Consider the following 23,961-nt stretch of genomic DNA (forward strand, 5'->3'; position numbering starts at 1 on the left):
ACGCCATGTACGGTCACATATCGATAACAGACGCTCACTCATGAAGCTTGGCGCTCAATGTCGAGACATCGCGCGGGGTAACGGCCGATGCGTCGTTGCCCCAGGTGGTGCGTACGAAGGTCAAGACGCGCGCGATTTCGGTATCGGTGAACTTACCCTCGAACGCGGGCATCTTGCACTGCTTAGGCCCGCTTAGCGTCTGGGGACTGGCACCGCCCTTCAATAGAAGCCGGATGAGCGAAGTCGTGTCGGGTGCCAGTACGGCCGGGTTGCCGGCCAACGCCGGAAATTTCTGCTCGGTGCCGCGTCCATTCGCCTGATGGCACTTCACGCAAAACGACATATACAGGCCCGCGCCGGGGCGTTCAACCTCCCCTGTCTTTAATGAGGTTACCGTGTGTTGCGCGGCGAGGGAGCCGGGCTTGTACGTTCCCGTTTGACCGCGGGGAGGCAGGCTCTTCAGGTAATGCGCCACGGCCTTCAAGTCATCGTCCGTGTAATATTGGGTGCTGATTTCCACCACTCGCACCATGCTGCCAAAGGTGACGACATGCGGTTTGGCGCCATGTCCGGTCTTCAGGAACGAAGCGATGTCCTGCTCTGACAATCGTCCCAGACCAAAGCCCATGTCGCCGCCCAAGTCCGATGCGTACCAGTGGTCGTTGACGCCGCCGGCGAGATAGTGGTTCGACGACTCGTCGTAGCCGCGCTCTTCCAGGCCGGGTCCGCGAGGTGTATGGCATGCGCCGCAGTGGCCAAGCGATTGCACGATATAGGCGCCGCGGTTCCACAGGACATCGTGATCGGCCGCAGGCGTAAAGCGCTCATGGTGCACAAACACCGCGTTCCAGAAAATCAGGCCCCAGCGCTGGTTGAAGGGGAAGGGCAGACTCGTCTTGGGCGGCTGATTGCTGACCGGCAGCACGCCGTGCATGAAGTAGGCATATAGAGCCCGCATGTCTGAGTCGCTAATCTTGGTGAACGACGGATAAGGCATGGCGGGGTATAGGCGTTGGCCATCGCGCCTCACGCCATCACGCAAGGCACGTTCAAAATCGGCATAGTTGTAATCGCCAATACCGGTTTTTTTGTCCGGCGTAATGTTGGTCGAATAGATCATGCCGAACGGTGAGCCCAGACCCAGGCCGCCCGCGAAGGGCGCACTTGACGCCGTCGCCGTGTGGCAGCCCGCGCAATCACCGACCTTCGCCAGATAGGCTCCCCGAGCCATCAACGTTGAGTCTGGGACGGCGGCGTTCATATCGGCGCCACGCCTGGACCCCTGTGCGGCGGCATGGGGAGCCAGGTACAACAGGATCGCCGCTATGGTCAGTGCGACCAGGGCAAGCATGGCGCGCGGTATGGTCTGATCCATTATTGATCGTCCCTGCCCTAGAATAGAAGAGGCGTGATGTATAGCGTGGTGAAGATAAAGAGCCACACAATATCGACAAAATGCCAATACAAGCCGCCAATGCGCAAAGCGGCGCAGCGCTTTTCGTCGAAGTAGCCCAACGACGTCCAGATAAGCAGGAACGCCAGCACGATTAGTCCGACCAGCACATGAATGACGTGAAAGCCGGTAATGGTGAAATATAGCGATCCATATAGGTGCGTCGTAATGCCATAAGGATGATGGCGCCATTCTTTTAGCTGAATGCCAACGAACAAGATACCCAGCACGATGGCCGTGGCCATAGACGCAACGGCCCATTTGATCCTGCGTCTGCGCACCAGACGCTCGCATAGCCACACAAACACGCTGCTCAACAATAGAATGCCGGTATTAAGCGCCCCGATGCCGATTCGAGGCAGTCCTTCAGGCGGCCAGTGCTGCATGGTCTGCGAGGCAAGGTACAGATACGAAAAAATCAAATAGACGAATAACGACGCTTCGGTGGCAATCATTGCGGCCATCCCCCACCAGCCTCCGGACAATTCGCCCGCGCTGCCTACCGGCAAAGTAGGGCTGCGGCCAATGAGTTCACTCATCATGCTCTCCTGCGTCTTGCACCGTCTGTGGTTCACGCTGAATTAACAAGCGCTCGGGCCATAGCCATATCAAAATCGACACCGCACACGCGGCTACCATCAAGCCCGCGAATATCCACGCATGCCACAGCAAGGCGATAAACAACAGAGCGCTAAACAGCCCGAGCAAGAAGGGCGCGTAAGAGTCCGATGGCATCTTCAGGATGACGCTGGGCTCGGCTTTGAGCGAGCTTGTGCCTAGCGCCTCGCGACCATGATCGAGCAGAAAACCGGAATCGAGCGACGAGTGAACCCCCGCTTCGATCCGATCTTCCCACAGCGGATACCGGCTTGCCACAGTGGGGACAACGGCGAAATTGTAGGGCGGTGGAGGCGAGGGGAGGGACCATTCGAGCGACGCCGCGTCCCAGGGATTGATGTTGGCGGTTTTGCCGCTGCGCAGGCTTAGCGCAATGTCCACCATAAAAATGAGTATACCCAGAGCGAACACGAACGATCCAATCGACGTAATCATATTGGTGGTGTCCCATCCCATATCGGCCGGATAGGTATACATACGCCGCGGCATGCCCAAAAGACCCGAGATATGCATAGGGAAAAAGGCCACATTAAAGCCGACAAAGCTGATCCAGAACGAGAGTTTTCCCAACGCTTCGCTGGTCATTTTTCCCGTGACTTTCGGAAACCAGTAATAGATGCCGCCCAGCACGGGGAAAACGTTAATTCCGAGCAACACATAATGCAGATGAGCGACCACAAAGTAGGTGCCGGTAAGTTGCAAATCGAAGGGCACAGCGGCCGTCATCACGCCGGACAAGCCGCCGATGACAAACAACAGAACAAAGCCCGAAAAAAACAGGAACGGCACTCGATACACGGGTCGTCCTAGCCAAATGGTTGCAATCCACGCAAAAGTCGCTACGGCGCTCGGGATCGAGATAATAGTGCTGGTGGCGCCGACGAACGATAGGGTCGCAAGCCCGATGCCGGTCGAAAACATATGGTGAATCCAGACCAGGAAACCGATCACCATCGTCGCGACCGTGGAGATGGCGACCGCCGAGTAGCCCACCAGAGGCCGGCGGCAGAAAGTCGGCAAGGCATCCGATACGATTCCCATGGCCGGCAGCACGACGACATATACCCAGGGATGCCCGAACATCCAGAACAAATGCTGCCACAGCATGGGCCGCCCGGCATTGGCGACGTCAAAAAAATGGGTGCCGATCTGTCGGTCTAGCCACAACATTAAAAATGCCAGGCTGACTGCGGGCACCACCAGCAGGTTCGCTACCGAGGCCGTCATGGTGCCCCACACCAGAATAGGCAGTCGGTTGATCGTCATGCCTGGCGCGCGCATCCGCAATAACGTGACGACAAAATTGACCGATCCAACCGTAGTCGAGACACCCAGCAATATCATGCCAAGCGCATAGACATCTATATTGGGTCCAGGGCTGTATTCGAGGTTGGCAAGCGGCACATAATTGAACCATCCCGCGTTAGGTGCCTCTCCAAAAGGAAAGCTGGAATAAAGGAAAATTCCGGCGAATAAAAAAACCCAATACGACAGCGCGTTTAGCCGTGGAAACGCCATGTCGCGCGCACCCAGGATAAGGGGCCACAGATAATTCGAAAACCCCGACAAGACGGGCAGTGCATACAGAAAAATCATCGTGATGCCATGCATCGTAAAAATTTGATCGTATTGCGCTGGCGACAATAGGTGCGAATCGGGTCGCGCGAGCTGAATACGCATGACCAAAGCTTCCAGACCCCCGGCTATCAGAAAGAAGAAAGCGGTCACGATGTAACGCAAGCCGATGCGTTTATGGTCAACGGTCGAAAGCCATCCCCGCCAGCCCGGCGCGCTTTCCCATAGTTCACGCAGGTGTTGCTCGCGCTCACTGCCTGGCGCCATGCTGCCCATTTCTGGCTGGCGAGCTAAACGCAGGTCAGGCGACAAGGCCTTCATGTAGCGGCACCCCTTGTAGGTGCCATATTGACAAAATTCACTAATGTTCCTTTTTAGGTACCGTACCGTAGTTGCCAAAATTAATTCAAGGTCGCCAGATACGCCGACAACGCCGCGGCATCTTGCGTGGTCAGCGCTATGCTGGGCATAAGCGAGTCGGGCTTGATCTGCTGCGCATGTTCGATCCAATCGAGCATGTATTCAGGCGTATTGCTCAAGACGCCCGCGGCCAGTTTGCCGCGTGATCCCACGTGCGTGAGGTCGGGGGCGAACACTCCGGCCGCGTCGCTGCCACGCACCGCATGGCAGCCAGCACAACGGTTCATGAAAACTTTCTGGCCGGTGCGACCAGGTTCACCAATGGGCGGTACGGCTTGACGCATCTGCGAGGTGCGCCATGCATCGAATTCTGCTCGCGGCTGTGCGACGACTTCAAAACCCATGTGCGCATGCTGCGAGCCGCAAAACTGCGAGCACTGGCCACGGTACACACCGGGTGTATCCGCCTGGATCCATTGCGTGTTGGTTTGGCCTGGTATCGCCTGCGTTTTGCCGGCAAGCTGCGGCACCCAGAATGAGTGGATCACATCAGCGCTTTTTAGTTCGATCTTTACCGGGATGCCAACCGGGATGTGAATTTCGTTGGCCGTCGTAAAGCGCTGCGTTGGGTCGGCATTGTCGGCGTAGTCGACCTTCCACCACCAATCGTAGGCGGTGACGGCAATGGTAAGCGGTGGCGTGGACGAGGGTTGGTAAGTAGTCCAGAGCACAACGAGTGCAAAATAGAGTACTGCGAACAACGCGACCGACGACACGCCCGCGCCGATATATATCCATGCCATGCCGCCGCCTTCCTTGCCCAGCTCGTGCGAGTCGGCGTGCGGACGGCGGCGCTTGAGTGCTCCCCATAGGAGCGCCGCAATGATGATGATGACGGCGACGCATAGTGCGGTGATGCCCCAACCCAGGTACATCGTAGGCGATGCGGCGGGGCCCGCCGCGTGCAGGAAATAGTCCAGTGGCGCAGCCTGTGCCAGCGCAGGCGAGAAAAGTGCCAACAGAAGTGTGGACTTGTGTTGCATTAGTGTGGGCACGGATTGCCCGACCGGAAAGCGACGTCAGAAATTGAGTGTTTGTTATTGAATTTTTTTTTCATTTCGCTCGGTCACAAATAGGCACGGTCGAATAATTCTGGACCCAAAAAGAAAACGTCGCAATACTACTTCTACAAATTTTTATATAAATGACATGCTCATCCACGCCGCGCAGCTTGAAAAATTCAGTCGCGCCTCATCTCATTCGACACGCGGGCACGCCGCTTGCTGTCGTCGTTTCGTTCAGTCCTGCCCGTTGTTCAACGATGCAATGGTGCGGCATGAGCGTTTGATGCGAGGAGGCATCTATGCATAACGACAGCGAAGAAGAGCCAACTATCCAGGCAATGTTGGAGCCAGCGATATATCCGTCGCACACCCCACCCATCGGGGCTATTTTTCTTAACAAAGACGGTGCCGTATTGATGGATATTCCCCCTAACGTAGATCCGCTTCAGATGCGTTTTGCTGCCGGAGCCTTTGCCGGACTCGACCGTTTAGGTTTGTTGGGCTTGCCTCTGATTGTGATCAGCAACCAGCCGGGAGTGGCATTAGGCAAATTTCCAGTCGATAAGTTGGCACCCATGCGTAGCCAGTTGGAAAAAATGTTTGTATTAGCCGGAACAGTTCTGGGCGGGTTTTATTATTGTCCGCATCATCCCAAGGGTGTTCATCCCTTGTATTCCACCTTGTGCAACTGCCGCAAACCCTCGCCTGGCCTATTGCGGCTCGCGGCACAACGGCAGGGAATAGACCTTGCCCGATCCTGGCTGATTGGCAATATTGCGGACGATATCGAAGCAGGCCGTCGCGCGGGTTGTCGCACCATCCTGCTTGATAATGGGATTAAAGCCGAACGGGCCCAAAATGAGTGGTGTCAGCCGCATCGCGTCGAGGCCGATCTGGATGGCGCCAGCCGCTGGATCTGTGCACAAAGCGCGATGACTGGCCAGGGAGCCATGGCGTAAGCCGCCCAACGCCGCACCCTGGCTAGGGTGAGAAGACCTATTATATTAAAAGTATAATATCAGGGCTCTTAATCGTCGCCGCCAACATTTTGTTGCATTTCTCCTGCTTGCGTCGATGCTGCCCGTCGTAAAACGAGATACGATATTTTTAAAAAGTATCGAAGAAACAAACGGAGAGTCAAAGCGAAAAATACGAACTGATAGGCATTGCACACAAGGTGCCGCCTACGCAACGAATTTCGGGTTTCCTGAAACTACTAATCGATCAAATCTATATGCCGCATCTATTAATTACCGACGATGAGCCGAGCATCCGTGAGTTGCTGGCCGAAATAGCCGCAGGCGAAGGGTATACCGTAGCGGTGGCGGCCGATATACGTCAGGCTCGTATCCAAATTGAGCGCCAAAAGCCCGATATGATCTTGCTCGATATGATATTGCCTGATGGCGACGGCATCGAATTCTGGAAAGGTCTGGGACTGGTCGACACGCAGGTAGTTTTTATCACTGGACACTCCAGTATCGACAGTGCAATTGACGCTCTGCGCTGTGGGGCCGTCGACTATCTGCGCAAGCCCGTTAGCTTGCGCCGGGTGCGTGCTTTATTGGGTGAGCTTAAGTCGTTGCTCTATGAACGTCCCGAGCCGGGCTCAAACGATTGCTTCGTCAAAATGGTAGGGAAGTCGCGTGCTATGCAACTGCTGTGCGCTCATATTGAGAAAGTGGCGCCTACACGGGCCACAGTGCTGCTGGTGGGAGAAAGCGGCACCGGCAAAGAGCTTGCCGCCGAAGCGATTCATTTGGCCAGCCCTCGGCACGATAAACCTTTCATGCCGGTTAATTGCGGCGCCATTTCGCCCAATCTAATTGAAAGCGAACTGTTTGGCCATGAAAAAGGCAGCTTTACAGGTGCTGATCGCCAGCATAAAGGTTATTTCGAGCGGGCTCAGGGCGGTACTTTATTCCTGGACGAAATCACCGAAATGTCGATGGAATTACAGGTGCGATTGCTCCGAGTTCTAGAAACAGGTTGTTTTATGCGTGTGGGTACGAATGCCGAAATCCCTTCCGATGTACGTGTAATTGCCGCGACCAACTGCAATCCGGAGCAGGCCGTGACCGACGGCACGTTGCGCGAGGATTTGTATTACCGGTTGTGCGTATTTCCGCTGGAGCTTCCTCCGTTGCGCGATCGCGAAGACGATGTTGTGCTGCTTGCCGATCACTTTCTGCAAGAACTTAACGAAGAAGGCCACACGCATAAGTCTTTTGCGCCCGATGCCATGAAAGCCATACAAGAATACTCATGGCCGGGCAATATACGGGAATTGCGAAACTACATATATCGCAGCTATATTCTGGCCGATGATGAAATTAAGGGCAATTTCACTTCTTTCGATCTGCAATCGCATTCGGCAGGGCGGGGCAACGATATTTCGCTGCCGGTAGGAGTGCCCCTGGCCGATGCAAACCGGCAGCTTATCCTGGCCACCTTGAAGCAGTGCGGGGGGGTGAAGAAGCTGGCCGCTGAAAGGCTGGGTATAAGTCTTAAAACCTTGTATAACCGGCTTGAAGAGTACGGCGCCGCAGCCGACAACTATTAAGCAGGCACGCCATATTTCTCGAAGAGATGTTATTAGTCGAGCTAAGGGTGGTCATGGCGACGCTTCCCGCACCTGCCGCGTAGATATTCACTGCGGCTTGGCCCCACGGGTGGCGTCGTGTTCTTCGATCTTGGCAGTTCGTGTTGCTACCTGTGTCGCGGTGGATTGGTCAGACTGTCGACGCGAAAAAGCCAATAACTGTTGATTGAGCTTGGCACCATGCTCTATGCCATGACGTGCTGCTGCAAAAAGATGGCTGGTAGTCTCGTCATGAGCGACTCGTTCGCTTAGCATTTCGAGGCTTATGCCAATAGTCATAAAAATGTTGTTGAGTTCGTGAGCGATGAGTTCAGCAGTTTTCTCGGTCTCTTCCATTTTGGCATTGCCTTGCGGGTCTCGATTATCCAAGTTGCCGATTGCCAGCCTGGAAGCCCACTCTATTGCAGCAAGGGATGGTTTGTCAAACAGAATCGAGTTCGCAAGTTGGCATTGCGGATGGTCGGCATGAAAATTGCTAGCGTAAAAAATCGATAACAATAGCTCGATTTGCCAGAGGCGCCCATGGATGCGGACCCATCTGAAACAGCCGCGTGCGACGTGCTGACCACTAATGCAGAAGGTAGCCAGGACATCGCTCCTGGCCCCAAAATTGCGCTGGTCCACGCTATGCCGCCATCGCAGCGTCGTAAGGTAAATATCAGTAGCGTTGCATTGTCAATACTCGCCGCCGTCGCATTTATTTTTGCTCTGCAATGGGCCCGTGAATTTTTCATCCCACTCATTTTCGGCATTTTGATCTCCTACACGCTCAATCCCATGATTGTTTGGCTGGAGCGCATCAAGGTGCCACGCGCCGTAGGCGTGGGCGTTGTCATGCTGGGCCTCTTGGCCACGACAGTCGTGGTGGCGACCTCGGTATACAGGGAGGCTCAGGCCATTATGGATGAAACACCGATGGCGATCTATAAGCTCAGCAGTGCGATCAAAAGAACGAGCGACGGCAAACTAGGCACCTTGGACAGGCTTCACAGCATGACCGACGCACTTAAAAAGGCAGCCAGTTCGGCAACCGATACAACGGTGGATACTGAGGAAAAGAGTAAGCTCAGAGGAAAGAGTCAGGTCGCTTCCACCGTGGTCGCGGCAAAGCCACCTGGATTCAACTTGAATGATTGGCTTTGGGCAGGGTCGTTGCGCGCCCTCGGTTTGGTAGGACAGTTGCTTATGGTTCTTTTCCTGGTCTTTTTCGCCTTGCTCTCGGGAGATACATTCAAGCGAAAATTGGTCAAACTTACAGGCCCCACGCTGACGAATAAAAAAATCACCGTCCATATTCTGGACGACATCAATACGTCGATACAGCGGTACATGTTTATGCTTTTTGTCATGAATATATCCCTGGCGTTAATCACATGGCTTGCATTGCACTGGATTGGACTTGATAACCCGGGAGCGTGGGCCGTCGCGGCCGGTTTGCTTCATGTTATTCCCTATTTTGGGCCACTGATCACCGCCGTAGCAATAGGTTTTGCCGCCTTTTTGCAGTTTGAGTCCTTCTCGATGATGTTCCTGGTGTTTGGTGTATCGCTAGTGATTTCGGCTGTGGTTGGAATGCTGATGACAACCTGGATGACAGGTCGGATTGCAAAAATGAATGCAACGGCCGTTTTCATTGCACTACTGTTTGGCGGATGGCTTTGGGGAGTCTGGGGCATGTTGCTATGCGTTCCTCTTATTGTCGTTATAAAGGTCATTTCGGAACATATCGAAGGCATGCAGCCGATAGCGGAATTGTTGGGCGAATGACCTGCTTTTTTTAATCGGGCACGTTACTTGCTAACCGACAACGTACAACACTTCAACACCACCGAGGTTAACCATGAAACAAAAGCTATCGATATCCCGCAGTAAAGGTCTTGCCGTTGTGGCAGTGGCGTTAGCCAGTCTGGCATTTGCCGGCTGCACCACGACTGCGCCCAAGGACCAGGCGACTGCCAGCCAGCAGCGCACCGACATTAACACGAGCGCAAATGCAACCCTGTCCCGACTTTACAAATCGACGCCAGATGCGCGCGGGCTCGTCGAACGGGCCAAGGGAGTGCTGGTGTTCCCCACCGTTTTGAGTGCAGGCTTTGTGATCGCTGCCGAACACGGCAACGGTGTCTTGCGCGTGAATGGTCGCAACCAAGGTTATTACAGCACGTCGGCCGGTTCTATCGGTCTGCAAGCGGGTGCCCAATCCAAGGCAATTGTGTTGTTGTTCATGACCCAAGAGGCTTTGGACAAGTTCCGCAACAGCAACGGCTGGACGGTTGGCGCTGACGCGACGGTGGCTATTGCCAATGTCGGCGTTAACGGCAAAATAGACACAAACACCGCGCAGCAATCGGTTGTTGGGTTCGTACTGACCAATGCCGGCCTGATGGCGGGTGTTTCGCTTGAAGGTGCCAAAATAGAAAAGGTCAAACTTTAGACGCACGAGCACGCTATAGTGTGGTGCTTCGCTCTTTCTTCCCGAGCTTGCATATAAAGACACGGCAATAGATAAGTCGACAGCCTGGGCAAGTAGGGATACTGCCCAGGCTGCCTGTTGCTAGCGTCGATTCATTATTTTTGCGAAATGTTGGCGACGTTATAGGTACCGGCCTGGGTTACGCTGGCCGTCTGGTTCATTCCCGTCTGGCTGACATTGGCGTAGTTGCCATAGCCCGTCTGGCTCACCGACGATAAGAGGTTGGTGCCATCCCATTGTTTGACCTTGGCGACGTTGTACGTGCCATCCTGCATGACCGTTGATCTGGCCAGGTCAGTGTTGGTCTGGTTTACGTTGGCGAAATTGCTGTAGTTTTTCTGGATAATGCTGCTGGTCGCACTATCGTTGTCTTGCTGGTTGGATATGGCGACGTTGTAGGTGCCGTTTTGGCTAATCGAAGACATCCCCGAATCGTTAAACGCTTGCGTAATGCCCGCGTCATTGTTATAGCCGGTTTGATTGACGGTTGCGGTATTGGCGGCCATGGCCGGAGCCCCAAATGCGACGGCAAGGCCTAAAACTAATGTAGAAAGACTGATTTTCATTGTGAGCATCCCCAAATTTAAGACCTGAAACTTGCAGCTCAATCCAGCGGTCTTTAGTACTGGATAACTTTTGCAACGGCTCCGTTGCCGTACTGGTTGAGTTTGACCGGCGGAGCCCCTGCCGATAGGGTGATGACGGTGGCGGAATCCAAATTGCCGACCTGGGCGATTCGCGCATCGCCCGCGTTGTTGAATTGCGCCACGGCCGCGGTGTTGGCGTAACCGAATTGCGCCGCCGAGGCAGTGTTGGCATTCCCGTATTGGGCGAGGCTAATCAGGTTTTCCGCGCCTGCCTGGGTCAGGAACGCCGAGTTGCCGTTGCCTTGTTGCGCGGCGCTGATCCCGTTGTCGGACCCCGCCTGGCTGAGCCGCGCCGTGTTCGATGACCCTTGCTGTTGCACGCCGGCGGTGTTTTGCCGCCCAAGCTGGAACACGCTTGCCATGGAATCGCCCAGGGTCAGTTCGGGCGGTGCGCCCAGATCGAAATCGAGGCAGTACCCGGCCTGGGTCCCCAGGGCCGTCAAGGCCGATGCGAGCAGCAGGGCATGCCCGCATCGACGGAGTTGGCCGCCACCGTACCGTGAGCGTATTGAATCAATCATTGCGTTCTCCCAAAATAAAGGCCGATGCATTCGATGTGGCGGTGTCGGCTTGAATGTGAAATTACATTTCTGCGATGAGCGACTTCCAATCGCACCCCACCCGCCACAGAGGCCACTGTCGGATGCGAACACTGAAGTAAATGCTAGGAGGGGTCAGCGGTAAAAATAATTGGCTAGATGACTTAAACCGGTGCCCACCAGATGCTCTAGGCTCTTTGTATGCAGCGCCAAGGGCCAAGGGTAGAGAACGCCTCGAGTGTCAATTTTTATTATTGGGCACGGTAATTGCTGTATGTGGCTCGTCATAGAGCCACTGCCAGATCGCGCATTACGAAGGAAAAATTGGCAAAGGTTAAAAAATGCACACTATAGTTTCCACTGGCCGTTGCATGACGCTGGACAATTTCAACTGTATAACGGTGCTCTCAATGAAAAACTCTATGCCTGCCTGGGATCCCGCGATCCAACACATTTATTACACCTATCCGGCCCGTCGCACGCCGACTTCGGTAGATCAAGACGAGTTGTGTGGCATTAAACAATGGGACGCTTTATGCGAACGAGCCGCTAACCTCGGCTACACCAGCATCTTGACGCCGCCCTTATGGTCGACTGTCGAAAACAGGCTTCACGGCGCGCCCGACGATCCAGATCGTCCCCATAGTCATTGGTTCGAGCTGGGCTCAATGTCGGAGACCCTCGCTATATTGTCCGAGGGCTGTGCTCGACATAAACTATTTTTATTAATGGACTTGGTTCTGGATACGGCCGTGGCCAATGGTGTCCTCGCGAGTCGTCGCCCTGACTGGTACGAAAATGCAGACGGCCCAGCCGGCATCCGAGTGGGCGAAACACATGCTGAAATCGTTCAGGTGCAGCTTTGTGGCGGCCGCGCCCCCGCCGGGCTGATGGATGAATGGGCCGCACGACTCGATGCATGGGCCGCAGCGGGAGTGGCAGGCTTTCGTTCCCGCAACCCTGCCGCGTTTCCCGCCGACGACTGGAGTCAATTAATACACCAGGTATGTAAACAGCAGACCGATTGCCGCTTCCTGGCATTTGCACCCGATTTAACGCAGAACCAGCTAGAGTCTTTAGATGATGCCGGATTCGTTACAACGCTTTCGCCAGCCACCGCACAGGCTTATCGCGCGCTTTGGCTGGCGCAAAACCACGATCGTTTGCTGGCGCTAAGCGCCAGCGCGGCGCTTTTTGTACGCGCGAAGCCGGCAACATTAAACACGGTCGATGATCGGATTGGCGCAGGCGGGCGACGCATTGAGTATCTGGACAACCAGGCTTGTGGGATATGGCGTGTTGCGACAGACGGAATTAGACGGTTTCGTCGCTACGAGAGCGCTGCGTCGGCCGAATTGGATGATGCGGGTGCTTAATCACGCAACCTACCGGCGCTTGCCGCAGCATTGATACCCGACCAACCCGGCAAATAGCGCGCCTCCCGACTGTGGGCCAACTTCAAGGCTGCGGCGAGCGCCTTGGAAAAGTGCTGCTCCACGCGTTCGGCAGTAATTCGAGTTCGAAAAAAATCGGCCCACAAAAACTCGCTATATGGCGTTACATCCTTGGCGTATCCTCCGGCGCTGCGCAATTCGCCCGCCAAACTGCGGTAGGGATCGTCGTGCATATGGTCGAGGTGCGTGGGGATCACATCGAAATTGCGCCGCATGCCGGTACTATCGTAAGGATGCACCCACTGATGATGTTCCATAACAAGCCAGAAACTTGCGGGTGCCAACCACGACAAGTCTTTTAATACCATCAGGCTGACGGTTTTCACCCCTTCTTCCAGCAAGGCCAGCCCGAAATGATGATGGTCGACAATATAGTAATGGCCGTCTGCACCCAAAACACTGGGGAACCAATGGGAGGCTATTGCAGCGATGCGTGCCTTTTTCCCAAGCTTGCTCCATTCCTTGCGTTTCAAGGCCACCTCGATTTTGCCCACCGTCATTTGTGTCGGTCGCAGTGCGTCGAGCTTGGCGCCGATCAGTTGAGGTTGAGCACGCGTCATGGTTGTTCTCCTGTGGCCACGGATCGTAGTCACAAGTCTACACAGTATTGGAGATGGCACCCACAAGGGGTGCCGCTACATTAGTTATGGGCACGCCGCTACATGATTCACGGGTACGTTTTTGGATGGCATGTGGCAGCCACAAGGGCTGCCGCTACGGGAACCTACCCGCTGCTAATGTAGCGGCACCCCTTGTGGGTGCCATCTCCAAGGAGGCACGGCGTAACTCATGGCAAGCTAGCCGCCCATATACGCCTGAATCACCCGTGGGTTATGCAGCAGGTTTTCGCCGCTGTCGGCCAGTACGATCTTGCCGGTTTCCAACACATAGCCGTGTTGCGCGATACGCAGGGCCTGGCGTACATTTTGCTCGACCAGAAAAATAGTGAGACCAGTACGGTTGATTTCTTTCAGCACCCGGAAAATTTCCCGCACCAATAGCGGCGCCAGACCCATCGACGGTTCGTCGAGCAGCAGTACCCGCGGCCTGGCCATCAGGGCGCGTGCAATGGCCAGCATTTGCTGTTCGCCACCCGACAAGTTGCCGGCCAGCCCGCCGGCACGTTGCTTGAGCACCGGAAAGAGCGAATACACCCAGTCCATGTCTTGCGCAATTTGCACCTTGTCGCGCCGGGTATAAGCGCCCAGCTCCAAGTTTTCGTGGATGGTCAATGTCGTGAGAATGGCTCGGCCTTCGGCGACTTGTACAACGCCGCTGCGCACAATTTTGTGCGGTGATAATTGGCTAAGATCGACATCATCCAGCCATACTTGGCCTCGAGCCGGTTTCAACAGGCCTGAGATCGCCAGCAGGGTTGTACTTTTGCCCGCTCCGTTGGCGCCCACCAGGGCTGTTATCTCGCCTTTGTTCAATGTCAGGCTAATGCCTTTTACAGCTTCAATATGGCCGTAGGAGACCGCAAGATCGGTAATGCGCAAAATCTCGCTCATTCGTCTTCTTCCTTGCCCAGATAAGCCTCAATGACGTCTGGATTATTGCGAATTTCGTCGGGTGGCCCTTGTGCAATGATGCGTCCGAAATTAAGCACAGCGATGCGGTCGCACAGGCCCATGACAAAACGCATGTCGTGCTCGATCAGGAAAATGCTGTAGCCGCGCTGTCTGATACTGAGAATTTGCGTCATTAGTTCGGATTTTTCGGCAGAATTCATGCCGGCGACCGGCTCGTCAAGCAGCAACAGTTTGGGTTGGGTGGCCAACGCGCGAGCGAATTCCAGCTTGCGTTGTTCGCCGTAGGACAGACTGTCGGCCAGCATATCGGCCTTGTGATCAAGCTTGACCCAGGACAGCAGTTCCAGTGCACGCTCGCGCGCAGCGGCTTCAATGCGTTGGAAGGAACGCGAATTCGACAGCAAGCCGCCAAAACCATAGTCCAGGTGAGCATGCATGCCAATCACTACATTTTCCAGCAGGCTGGTATCTTTGAATATGCGAATGTTCTGGAACGTGCGGGCAATACCCAACTGGGTAATTTGATGAGGCGCCAGCTTACCCAGGCTGTGGCCGCTAAATTCGATTTGGCCACCCGAGGCCTGCAGCAGGCCCGTCGCCAAATTGAATACCGTGGTCTTGCCGGCGCCATTGGGGCCGATCAAGCCAAAGATACTGCCTTCGGGCACATCGAAGGTGACATCGTCGAGCACCCTTAGCCCGCCGAATTCTTTGCTGATTTGATTGAATTGCAGCATCAAAGCCCCTTGCGAGCTTTACGCCGCTGCCAAAATGCGTGTATGCGCCGCGGGTCCCAAATACCATTGGGTAGGTACAGAACCACGAGGATAAGAATTAGCCCATTGATCGCGAGACGGTAGTCCCTGAAAGGACGCAATATTTCGGGCAGCACCGTCAGGATGGTTGCGCCCACCGTCGGCCCAATCAGGTTGCTGATACCGCCGAACACGGCCATGGTCAGGATATCCACAGCACTCTCGAATGCGTAATTGCCAGGCCCGATGGTAAATGTGTAATGGGCGTTGAGGCCGCCCGCCAGGCCGGCAATTGCGCCGCCCAGAACAAAGGCAAACAGCTTGTGGCCCGACACGTCGATGCCCATCAGCTGTGCGGCTACTTCGTCGGCCTTGATGGCTTCGAAGGCCCGCCCGATTTTAGAGCGCCGCAGCCGTGCCAAAATATACAAAACTATGGCCAGCAGCAGCAAAATATGCCAGAACTCGGTTTTTAACGGTATACCGTTAAGTCCCATCGGGCCGCCGGTAATCGTCATGTTGAGTAGAACAATCCGCACCACTTCGCCAAAACCCAGCGTCGCCATCGCCAGGTAGACGCCGGACAATCGCAGCGTCGGTATCCCGATAATAAGGGCAACCAGCGCCGGCAGCACGGTCCCCGCGGCGAGCGCCACGGGAAAGGGCAAGCCGGTTTGCAGACTGATGATGGCCGCGGCATACGCGCCTATGCCCATAAAGGCGGCATTGGCCAGAGATAACAGCCCGCATGCGAGCGTGACGTAAATGGACAGTGCCAGCAGGGCGTTGACGCCGATGCTGTAAATCACCGTGTTATAGGTCGACCAAAATGCATCCCACCAATCAAGCATATCAGGCCTTTCTTTCGAGTATTTTGCCGAACATGCCCGAGGGTCTGACCAGTAAAATTAAAAATAACAAGCCAAACGCCACAGCGTCACGAAAATCGCTGGAAATATAAGCCACTGTCAGCACTTCGGCAAAACCCAGGAACAGACCACCGATCAGCGCGCCGCGAATATCGCCCATGCCGCCGAGAATAATGACCGCGATGCCTTTGAGCAACATCGGCTGCCCCATATAGGGTGAAATGGCGTTGAACGACAAGCCCACCAGCACGCCGGCTGCGCCGCCTAACGCCGCGGCCGCAAACGAGGTTAGATAAAACAGCCCATCGACATTGATGCCAAGCAGGTAAGCCGCCTTGGGCGACTCGGCAATCGCGCGCAGGGCCCGCCCCAGTTGCGTTTTACGCATGATGGACAGCAGCACCAGCATCAGCACAAAGGAAATCCCGATAATGCCGACCTGTACCGCAGTGACGTGTAAATGGCCCCAATTGAAGCTCCCTTCCGGTATCGTGCCGAAAGGGAAGCGCTTGTTATCGGTGCCGAACAGGCCTTGCGTTAGATTGGTCAGCATGATGGCCACGCCTATGGTGGCAATCATCGGCACCAGATGCGGCACATTGCGCGCACGCAAGGGTCGCAATATCAGATAGTCGACCAGGAACCCAATCAGGCCGGTAACCAGCATCGCAGCCAATAAGGCCAGAGGCAGCGGCATCGAAAGCTTGTCGACCAATAGCAGCGCCACGTAGCTGCCCAGCATGAAAATTGCGCCGTGCGATAAGTTGATAACACCCAGCACGCCAAAGACCAGGGTGAAACCGAGTGCGAAAAGGGCATAAACGCTGCCCAGCGAAAGTGCGTTGAATAGCTGTTGTTCTAGCATGGTGTGCTTACAAGTAAGAGCAAAGGCATTTTCGGTGGATAACCGAGAATGCCTTTGCTGCAGATGGACGACTACCGCTGCACGGCTTTGATAAGTACCGCAGCCAGCTTACTTAAGCACTACAAATTTGTTGTGCTGAGCAATATTGACGATGGCGTCTTGTTGCGCATCATAGCCGACAGCCTTGCCTGATTTGGATGCAGGCGCCGGGCGGAACGAGAATTTGCCCGTAGCGCCATCCCATTTCGCTTCGGGCAGGGCCACGCGCACCGCTTCGCGATCTTTGGCCAGGTTGCCGCTTAGCTTCACGTTTTTGAGTGTTGCAGCCAGGATATTCATGGCGTCGTACGCTTGGGCCGCAAACTGGTCGGGAGCCATATTGAATTTGGCCTGGTACGCCTTGATGAACGCCTGATTGGCCGGCGCTGTATTTTCCGAAGACCAAGGGCTACCCATGATGGAGTTGTCGGCCGCGTCTTTGGCGATATCGAACAGCTTGGGCGAATTAAAGCCGTTGCCGCCGATGAAAGGCTGTTTCATGCCCAGGGAACGGGCTTGCAAAATGATGTTGCCGGCTTCCTCAGCCAGGCAGGAGCAGACGATCGCATCGGGATTGCCGGCCTTCATTTTAGTGAGCTGGGCCTTGAAGTCGACATCGCCCTTTGCGTAGGCTTCGGTGTCGGTGACCGGAATTTTCTGATCCGCCAGGGTGGCCTTGAATACGTTGTACCCGTCTTTGGTAAACGCGTCGTCATTGCCATAAATGACGGCAACTTTTTTAATATTGAAATGCTTGACGGCCGCGCGCGTGCTAACTGGCAAGACGTCGGCCTCCATGACGGAATTGCGGAAGGTATAGGGCCCCATCTGGGTGATGCCATCGGCGGTATTGCTGGTGCCGAACGCGACCACTTTGGCGGCATTGGCAATGGGGTCGGCTGCGAACGCGGAGTTCGACAGGGTAGGGCCGAACACCATTAGTACTTTGTCCTGGAAAATCAGTTTTTTGAAGACGTTGATGGCTTCTTCTTTTTTGCCTTGTTCATCTTCAACAATAAGCGCCAGCTTGTTGCCGTTTACGCCGCCTTTGGCGTTGATTTCATCGGCAGCCAGCGTAAAGCCGTTCTTTATGGCGACGCCGTATTTGCCCGCCGGGCCAGTCAACGCTTCGGCAACACCAATTTTGATATCGGCGGCATGGACGGTGCTGGCCAGGCTTGCACCGATCAGCAGCGCAGGCAGTACTTTCAATAAATGACGGATTTGCATATCTTTTCTTCCACGGTAATTGGAATGAGTAAGTGTGTCGATGTTACACAATACCGGATTGATATTGCGATGCAACAAACTTGTTGTTCTTAGGCGAAGGCCCATAAATGGGCCAATACGCCGCTTATTATGCACCCGTGCGAGCCCTGTTTCAAAGCGCTATGTAATAGGTGTTTGTATCTATTGCAACAAGTTGGCCAAGCGCCAGACGCGTGTTGGCGAGTCGCAATAATTGTGTCGCGATGGGAATAAAGCGTTCGACGCGGACGTATATCAGATAGGTCGTACTCAATGCGCCCTCAGGAGACTATGATGAACGCTGGCAAGCTTTTCTTGGCATTTCTAGTCGTTGTTGCTGCGCTGGTGTCGGGATGCACGGCAGGCGATGGAACCTATCACAGCAGTGCATCGCCGATGTCGAGCGACACTGGCAGCGGTGGAGGCGGTGGCGGCGCCTATTGATGCATCATGGGCCTTGTATACGCGCGCCAGGCGCAAATAAGCCGGGAGTCCGCGATACGAAAGGGAAGGTCAGGCATGTTCATTAGCGGATTAGGCACGGCTGTTCCTGCACAACGTTATTCCAAGGCAGAGTGCTGGAGCGCGTTCCAGGCGTCTGACTGGTTCGCGCGTCTCGGGCCCAGAGCTCACCTGGTTACCAACGCCGTCCTGACACGCGATAACGGCATCGAGGCCCGGTATTTGGCTCTTGAGTCACTTGACGAAGTTTTCCAGATCGATCCTGATACCCTGCATAAACGTTTTATGGAAAACGCGCCCTTGCTGGCTCGCAATGCGGCAGTCAAAGCATTGGACCAGGCGCGGCTCGCGCCGCGTCAAATCGATGCCTTGGTGGTGAGCACCTGTACCGGGTATTTATGTCCTGGATTAAGTGGGTATGTCGCTGAGCGCCTGGATTTACGCAGCAATGTACAAGCCTTCGATCTCGTCGGCCAGGGCTGCGCCGCAGCCTTGCCCAACTTTAATTTGTCGCATGCCCTGCTGGCGTCGGGACAGTGTCGGCATGTGTTGTCGGTGTGCGTCGAGGTATGCAGCGCCGCCATGTATCTGGATGACGATCCGGGCGTCCTGATCAGCGCCTGCCTGTTTGGGGACGGCGCGGGGGCAGCCGTGCTTTCGCACGTTTCGCAGGAATTTGCGCGGCGAATCGAGTGGCTGGACAACGAATCGCTTTTGAATCCCGCACAACGCAACGCGCTGAAGTTCGAATCGCGCCAAGGCATGTTGCGAAATGTTTTAACCCGGCAGGTGCCTCATTTAGCGGCTGACCATGCGCATCAGATTCTGGATACTGTTATGCGAAGGGCTGGACGAGATGCGGCCGATATCAAGGCCTGGATCGTGCATGCGGGCGGGCGTGATGTATTGCTGGCAATTGAAAAGAAGTTTGGGCTCGACCCGCATGATCTTCGTTACAGCGCCCGCATATTGCACGACTACGGCAACCTGAGCAGCGCTTTTGTCTATTTTGTCTTGCAGGCGGCACTCGCCGACCAGGCCCACGCGGGCGCTTGGTGGTTGTCTTCATTTGGCGCCGGGTTCAGTTGCCATGGCGCACTTCTGGCTGTCGAATAGATAGCGATGGATTCCAATGTGAACGCTTCTTTTCCAAGGCGCTTGTCATCCGAAATATTGGATCATTTACCCTGCGATGACCCACAAGCGATACGTGCACGCTTCGATTTGCAACGTGTCAATCGTCTTATGGGTTCGGCGGGCCTGATTGCGCGCGCCGTGCAGCATCGTATCGGGTCAGATCCCCAGAGCCAGGGCCAACAGCCCTTGCGCGTGATCGAGATCGGCGCGGGAGACGGCACCCTGATGCTAAGGCTGGCGCACCGGTTTGCGGCCCGCTGGCCGGCCGTGCATTTAAGCCTGCTGGACCGTCAGAATGTGGTCTCTTCGTCGACCCAAAACGAATTCAAGCGTTTAGGATGGACGGTCGAGGTGTTATGTGTGGACGTGCTTGACTGGGCTGCCGCGCCGCCTACGCAGTGGGATATCGCACTGGCCAACTTGTTCGTGCATCATTTCGATTCATCGCAAATTACCGTGCTGTTTGAATCTCTCGCCAGGTGCACCGACTGGTTTATGGCGTGCGAGCCCCGGCGCGGACGCGTACCGCTGTTTGCCAGCCGCCTGCTCGGTTTGACGGGTGCGAGCGCGGTGACCCGTGTAGACGCGGTTCTAAGCGTGAAAGCAGGTTTTTCAGGCGCCGAGCTGTCTGAATTATGGCCGCATTCATCGTCGCAATGGGCCATACAGGAAGGCGCTGCGGGGCTGTTTAGTCATGCATTCATTGCGTCTCGGGAAATGGGGTAGGGTATGGACGCCCACTACGACGCCGTTATTATCGGAGCTGGGCCGGCAGGAAGCAGCACCGCTATTTTGCTGGCCCGTAAGGGCTGGCGTGTCGCCTTAATTGAGAAAGCCCTTTTTCCCAGAAGAAAAGTATGCGGCGAATGCATCGCGGCCAGCAACATGCCGCTGCTCGACGCACTGGGCATAGGCCACGCGGCGCGCGATCTGGCCGGGGCCCCATTGCGCAATGTTGCGCTGATTTTTCAGGACAGGATGGTTCGGGCCGGACTGCCGCGTTTTAACGACCGGCGTCATCCATGGGGCTATGCGTTGGGGCGAGAGAGCCTGGATACCTTGCTGCTGGAACAAGCCGCCAATGCCGGTGCCAGCGTCTTTTGCCCCTGGACCGCGCTGGCAATGGAAAAGGCGCCAGAGCATATGTCCTGCACCATACAGGAAGCCCGCTCGCGCGAGACCCGGATTCTTGCAGCGCCTGTCGTCATTGCCGCCTGCGGATCGTGGGAAACTCATCATCGCGCGATTCATGCGTCGTCCGGCGGGCCTGACGTGCGTACCGCTTTGGCGGGGCCGCAATCCGATCGCCATCGTTCTGACCTATTCGCCTTCAAGGCCAATTTCACCTCGACGACGCTGCAAAACGGTGTGCTCCCGGTACTGTCGTTTCCGGGAGGCTATGGCGGCATGGTGGTGGAAGGGCGATCGATTGCTACTCTGGCGTTTTGCGTGCGCCGCGATACCCTGGCCGCGTGCCGGCAGGCCAAGCGCGGTGCGACGGCGGCCGAAGCGGCGTTCGCCTATGTTATGCAGGCTTGCCGCGAAGTGGATTTGATGCTTGCCGGCAGCGAACGGCTTGGGCCATGGTTAAGCATCGGGCCGATTCGGCCGGGCGTGAGGCTGGCGAAGAACAGCGGGGCGTTATTTATGGTGGGCAATGCGGCAGGGGAGGCACACCCTATCATCGGCGAGGGCATCAGCATGGCAATCCAGGGCGCTTGGCTGCTGGCTGAGGCGCTGCTCGCCCAGAAACCGGAAGCATTGAGGTCAAAAGAGCATCAGGATTCGGTTCAAAGAAAATACGTTGTCGCATGGCGGCGGGCTTTTCTGCCCCGAATCCGGCTCGCCGCTGCCTTCGCCCATATAGCTATGCGGCCGGCGCTTATGGGAGCCATGTTCCCGATTTTGGAACGGCATCCATGGTTGCTCACCCATGCCGCGGCATGGAGCGGCAAGGTGGAGGGTTCATTCTTGCCGGAAAATAAAACTCGCTACAATGCCGAAAGCTAAGTCCTCGGCGGCCTGGCAAGAGGGATGTGAATGTCAACATACAAGCGTTTACAGCAAATACTGGCGGCAGATTATCCGCTACTCCCCGAGCAGCTGGCACCCCAGGCCCGGCTCGAAGATATTGGAATCGACTCGCTTGGCGTCATGGAGCTGCTGTTTCAAATTGAAGACGCATTCCAGATTCAAGTGCCATCTCATCAGGTCTCGTTGCTGACCGTGCAAGACGTCGTCAACTACATTGACGAGCTCTTGGAGGCTCAAAAAACGGGATCTCATCAAAACGATTCTGCCGCGGCTCCCAGGGAACCCTGATGAAACGCGTCGTGATTACCGGCCTGGGCTTGATTTCCTCACTAGGGAGTTCGACTGCCGAGGTGTTCGCCGCGGCCTGTGCGGGTCGCTCAGGCATCCGCCGTTTAGACGACAACTTTTGTCCGCGGCTGACCACGCGCATTGCGGCATCGGTGGATTTTGCGGGCGAGCGCCATTTCGACGCGCCACGGCTACGCATGCTCGACCGAAGCAGTCAATTCGCCCTGGTGGCCGTGCGGCAAGCGTTAAAGGATGCGAAGCTTGACTTTGCCGATACGGATCCGTCGCGTATCGGTGTATTCCTGGGCACAGGCATGGGTGGCGCGCAGTCAACCGACGAAGCGTACAGCACGCTCTATGGCGAGCAATCCGACCGCATCAAACCATTTAGCGTTTTGCTGGCCATGAATAATGCAGCCGCCGCGTGGATTGGTATCGATTACCGCATCACCGGGCCCACTCTTACTTTCACGACAGCCTGTTCTTCATCGGCGGTTGCGATCGGCGAAGCCGCCAGGCGCATTCAAGCTGGCGAGGTTGACATCATGATTGCGGGCGGAACGGAGGCGCCGCTATCGCTAGGCCCCATGAAGGCCTGGGAAGCCTTGCGGACGCTTGCGACGGAAGATCCCATCGATCCTGCCGCTTCCTGTAAGCCATTTTCCAAAAACCGGACGGGAATGGTATTAGGCGAAGGGGCGGCCATTTTGGTGCTTGAAGAGTTGGACAGGGCGCTCAAACGCCAGGTGCCTGTTTATGGGGAGCTGATCGGCTATGGATTAAGCACCGATGCGCAGCATCTGACTCGTCCGAGCGTCGAAGGCCAGGCGCAGGCCATGCGTCTGGCGCTGGAGTCGTCTGGCTTGCCGGCTTCTTCAATCGATTATCTGAATGCCCACGGTACCGGTACTTTTGCCAATGACCGGGTTGAAACAGCCGCCATCAAAGCCGTGTTCGGCCCTCACGGGGCCAGACTGCCCATCAGTTCCACCAAGGCGATGCATGGCCATCTGCTTGGCGCGTCGGCCGCGCTGGAGTTTGCCATTGCCTTGCTTGCGATGGGCGCGAATATCATTCCACCGACCATCAACCTCGATGAACCCGACCCGGAATGCGACCTGGATTACGTTCCCGGCCGAGCCCGGACGGATTGCGATATCAATGCCGTCATGTCGAACTCATTTGCGTTTGGCGGAACCAATGCGGTGTTGATAGCTAGAAGGATGAACAATCTGCGGTAGGCCGGACTACAAGCACCATCGTCGGTATTTGTCGTAGCCGAATTCAGTTCCGACCAGCACGTTGTGCTTGATTGAGCCAGGATCGCCTAAGGGAAGGGTGCTTCCAGGCGTTTGCTGCTGATAGAGCATGGAATCCGCCGCCATCGTCGGTGCCTAGCGTGTTCGACGCGGTTTCCCTAGCGTTGGTATTGGTATGCACCGAATTGTATTGAGTCTGATTGCGCAGCGACACGCCATAATCGGGCATACCGATGTTGTGCTGAACCAGTATGGACGAGGTGATTTCGGTGGGTGTGCCAATACCCATTTTGTACGACGGTGCAAAGCCGAAATCCCGGAGGCTCATCTCATCGCAGGTCCCCGGCCGGCCATCTTGCGCCATGGCATTAAGCCGGAAAGCGGAGGTAGCGCAGGCGGCTCTTTGGGCGGTAACAGTCGGCAGGGTTGAAATAGGGGTCGGCGGCTGATTGGCGGATGGTTGCTGCGCCATGGCGATAGGTGACGCAAACAAGGCAAACAACGTGGTGCCGACAGGGGCGTAGCGATTCATGAGGGCAGCCCTCTCCAGGTAGCGTCAGGTTGTATCATGCGGCCAGTTTATTAAATACTAATGCAAATGATAATAGTTATTATTATAATAACCTATTTTTTCGATAGATTGCTACATCGGAACTGGGTTTTGTTATTGTTTTTCCACGAAGATGAG

At 55.6% G+C, this 23,961-nt stretch carries 24 protein-coding genes; 10 read left to right on the top strand and 14 right to left on the bottom strand.

Annotated features, from left to right (window positions below; all coding sequences use genetic code 11):
- Positions 1-34: 34 nt before the first annotated feature.
- From EDC26_RS03020 to coxB, 4 genes are all read right to left on the bottom strand, one after another.
- Positions 35-1,375 carry a cytochrome c gene (locus EDC26_RS03020; RefSeq protein WP_132579785.1) on the bottom strand — a complete coding sequence of 447 codons (1,341 nt, stop codon included), beginning with the start codon at positions 1,373-1,375 and terminating at the stop codon, positions 35-37.
- 17 nt (positions 1,376-1,392) lie between these two features.
- Entirely contained in the window at positions 1,393-1,992 is a 600-nt protein-coding gene (locus tag EDC26_RS03025) for a cytochrome c oxidase subunit 3 (RefSeq protein ID WP_132580088.1), read from the bottom strand.
- A complete protein-coding gene (gene ctaD, locus EDC26_RS03030; RefSeq protein ID WP_132579786.1) occupies positions 1,985-3,967 on the bottom strand; it encodes a cytochrome c oxidase subunit I in 1,983 nt (660 codons plus the stop codon). The genes EDC26_RS03025 and ctaD overlap by 8 nt, the downstream gene beginning before the upstream one ends.
- Before the next feature lie 80 nt (positions 3,968-4,047).
- Positions 4,048-5,049 carry a cytochrome c oxidase subunit II gene (gene coxB / locus EDC26_RS03035; RefSeq protein WP_132579787.1) on the bottom strand — a complete coding sequence of 334 codons (1,002 nt, stop codon included), beginning with the start codon at positions 5,047-5,049 and terminating at the stop codon, positions 4,048-4,050.
- 359 nt (positions 5,050-5,408) lie between these two features.
- Here coxB and EDC26_RS03040 point away from each other — a divergent pair, with 359 nt between their 5' ends.
- Positions 5,409-6,029 carry a D-glycero-alpha-D-manno-heptose-1,7-bisphosphate 7-phosphatase gene (locus tag EDC26_RS03040; protein ID WP_132580089.1) on the top strand — a complete coding sequence of 207 codons (621 nt, stop codon included), beginning with the start codon at positions 5,409-5,411 and terminating at the stop codon, positions 6,027-6,029.
- Between the two features lie 275 nt (positions 6,030-6,304).
- The gene (locus EDC26_RS03045) at positions 6,305-7,633 is read left to right on the top strand and encodes a sigma-54-dependent transcriptional regulator (protein ID WP_132579788.1); all 1,329 of its coding nucleotides are present in this window, start codon (positions 6,305-6,307) and stop codon (positions 7,631-7,633) included.
- A gap of 87 nt (positions 7,634-7,720) precedes the next feature.
- On the opposite strand, the gene EDC26_RS03050 is transcribed toward EDC26_RS03045, so the two are convergent.
- Positions 7,721-8,008 carry a sensor histidine kinase gene (locus EDC26_RS03050; RefSeq protein ID WP_132579789.1) on the bottom strand — a complete coding sequence of 96 codons (288 nt, stop codon included), beginning with the start codon at positions 8,006-8,008 and terminating at the stop codon, positions 7,721-7,723.
- A gap of 186 nt (positions 8,009-8,194) precedes the next feature.
- Here EDC26_RS03050 and EDC26_RS03055 point away from each other — a divergent pair, with 186 nt between their 5' ends.
- Positions 8,195-9,439: an AI-2E family transporter gene (locus tag EDC26_RS03055; protein ID WP_243700763.1), complete on the top strand. Its 1,245-nt coding sequence runs from the start codon at positions 8,195-8,197 to the stop codon at positions 9,437-9,439.
- Between the two features lie 73 nt (positions 9,440-9,512).
- Complete coding sequence (locus EDC26_RS03060; RefSeq protein ID WP_132579790.1) at positions 9,513-10,106, top strand: BPSL1445 family SYLF domain-containing lipoprotein; 594 nt, start codon at positions 9,513-9,515, stop codon at positions 10,104-10,106.
- A gap of 134 nt (positions 10,107-10,240) precedes the next feature.
- Here EDC26_RS03060 and EDC26_RS03065 read toward each other — a convergent pair whose 3' ends face one another.
- Both EDC26_RS03065 and EDC26_RS03070 read right to left on the bottom strand, forming a co-directional pair.
- Positions 10,241-10,711: a hypothetical protein gene (locus tag EDC26_RS03065; protein ID WP_165930889.1), complete on the bottom strand. Its 471-nt coding sequence runs from the start codon at positions 10,709-10,711 to the stop codon at positions 10,241-10,243.
- Between the two features lie 53 nt (positions 10,712-10,764).
- Entirely contained in the window at positions 10,765-11,313 is a 549-nt protein-coding gene (locus tag EDC26_RS03070) for a hypothetical protein (protein ID WP_165930890.1), read from the bottom strand.
- Positions 11,314-11,741: 428 nt separating this feature from the next.
- On the opposite strand from EDC26_RS03070, the gene EDC26_RS03075 reads away from it, so the two are divergent.
- Positions 11,742-12,707, top strand: coding sequence for a hypothetical protein (locus tag EDC26_RS03075; RefSeq protein WP_132579793.1), 966 nt, complete (start codon positions 11,742-11,744; stop codon positions 12,705-12,707).
- Here EDC26_RS03075 and EDC26_RS03080 read toward each other — a convergent pair.
- The 6 genes from EDC26_RS03080 to EDC26_RS03105 all read right to left on the bottom strand — a co-directional run bounded on the left by EDC26_RS03080 (position 12,704) and on the right by EDC26_RS03105 (position 18,075).
- On the bottom strand, positions 12,704-13,345 hold the full coding sequence (locus EDC26_RS03080; protein WP_132579794.1) for a ParB-like protein: 642 nt from the start codon (positions 13,343-13,345) through the stop codon (positions 12,704-12,706). The two genes, EDC26_RS03075 and EDC26_RS03080, sit on opposite strands and share 4 nt — an antisense overlap.
- 237 nt (positions 13,346-13,582) lie before the next feature.
- Positions 13,583-14,296 carry an ABC transporter ATP-binding protein gene (locus tag EDC26_RS03085; RefSeq protein WP_132579795.1) on the bottom strand — a complete coding sequence of 238 codons (714 nt, stop codon included), beginning with the start codon at positions 14,294-14,296 and terminating at the stop codon, positions 13,583-13,585.
- Positions 14,293-15,054 carry an ABC transporter ATP-binding protein gene (locus tag EDC26_RS03090; protein ID WP_132579796.1) on the bottom strand — a complete coding sequence of 254 codons (762 nt, stop codon included), beginning with the start codon at positions 15,052-15,054 and terminating at the stop codon, positions 14,293-14,295. The genes EDC26_RS03085 and EDC26_RS03090 overlap by 4 nt, the downstream gene beginning before the upstream one ends.
- Positions 15,054-15,923, bottom strand: coding sequence for a branched-chain amino acid ABC transporter permease (locus tag EDC26_RS03095; protein WP_132579797.1), 870 nt, complete (start codon positions 15,921-15,923; stop codon positions 15,054-15,056). Before EDC26_RS03095 ends, EDC26_RS03090 begins: the two co-directional genes overlap by 1 nt.
- Before the next feature lies 1 nt (position 15,924).
- Complete coding sequence (locus EDC26_RS03100) at positions 15,925-16,806, bottom strand: branched-chain amino acid ABC transporter permease (protein WP_132579798.1); 882 nt, start codon at positions 16,804-16,806, stop codon at positions 15,925-15,927.
- 108 nt (positions 16,807-16,914) lie between these two features.
- A complete protein-coding gene (locus EDC26_RS03105; RefSeq protein ID WP_132579799.1) occupies positions 16,915-18,075 on the bottom strand; it encodes an ABC transporter substrate-binding protein in 1,161 nt (386 codons plus the stop codon).
- Positions 18,076-18,612: 537 nt separating this feature from the next.
- On the opposite strand from EDC26_RS03105, the gene EDC26_RS03110 reads away from it, so the two are divergent.
- The 5 genes from EDC26_RS03110 to EDC26_RS03130 are packed head-to-tail and all read left to right on the top strand — an operon-like array spanning position 18,613 to position 23,255.
- A complete protein-coding gene (locus EDC26_RS03110; RefSeq protein ID WP_132579800.1) occupies positions 18,613-19,671 on the top strand; it encodes a type III polyketide synthase in 1,059 nt (352 codons plus the stop codon).
- An 18-nt stretch (positions 19,672-19,689) separates the two neighbouring features.
- Complete coding sequence (locus EDC26_RS03115) at positions 19,690-20,418, top strand: methyltransferase domain-containing protein (RefSeq protein WP_165930891.1); 729 nt, start codon at positions 19,690-19,692, stop codon at positions 20,416-20,418.
- A 3-nt stretch (positions 20,419-20,421) separates the two neighbouring features.
- Positions 20,422-21,702, top strand: coding sequence for an FAD-dependent oxidoreductase (locus EDC26_RS03120; protein WP_132579802.1), 1,281 nt, complete (start codon positions 20,422-20,424; stop codon positions 21,700-21,702).
- Positions 21,703-21,732: 30 nt separating this feature from the next.
- Positions 21,733-22,014 carry an acyl carrier protein gene (locus EDC26_RS03125; RefSeq protein ID WP_132579803.1) on the top strand — a complete coding sequence of 94 codons (282 nt, stop codon included), beginning with the start codon at positions 21,733-21,735 and terminating at the stop codon, positions 22,012-22,014.
- On the top strand, positions 22,014-23,255 hold the full coding sequence (locus EDC26_RS03130) for a beta-ketoacyl-[acyl-carrier-protein] synthase family protein (RefSeq protein WP_132579804.1): 1,242 nt from the start codon (positions 22,014-22,016) through the stop codon (positions 23,253-23,255). The genes EDC26_RS03125 and EDC26_RS03130 overlap by 1 nt, the downstream gene beginning before the upstream one ends.
- A gap of 43 nt (positions 23,256-23,298) precedes the next feature.
- On the opposite strand, the gene EDC26_RS03135 is transcribed toward EDC26_RS03130, so the two are convergent.
- Positions 23,299-23,805, bottom strand: coding sequence for a hypothetical protein (locus EDC26_RS03135; protein ID WP_132579805.1), 507 nt, complete (start codon positions 23,803-23,805; stop codon positions 23,299-23,301).
- Positions 23,806-23,961: the final 156 nt, after the last annotated feature.

The sequence above is a fragment of the Paralcaligenes ureilyticus genome, from assembly GCF_004346225.1.
In the GTDB taxonomy this organism is placed as follows: domain Bacteria; phylum Pseudomonadota; class Gammaproteobacteria; order Burkholderiales; family Burkholderiaceae_B; genus Paralcaligenes; species Paralcaligenes ureilyticus.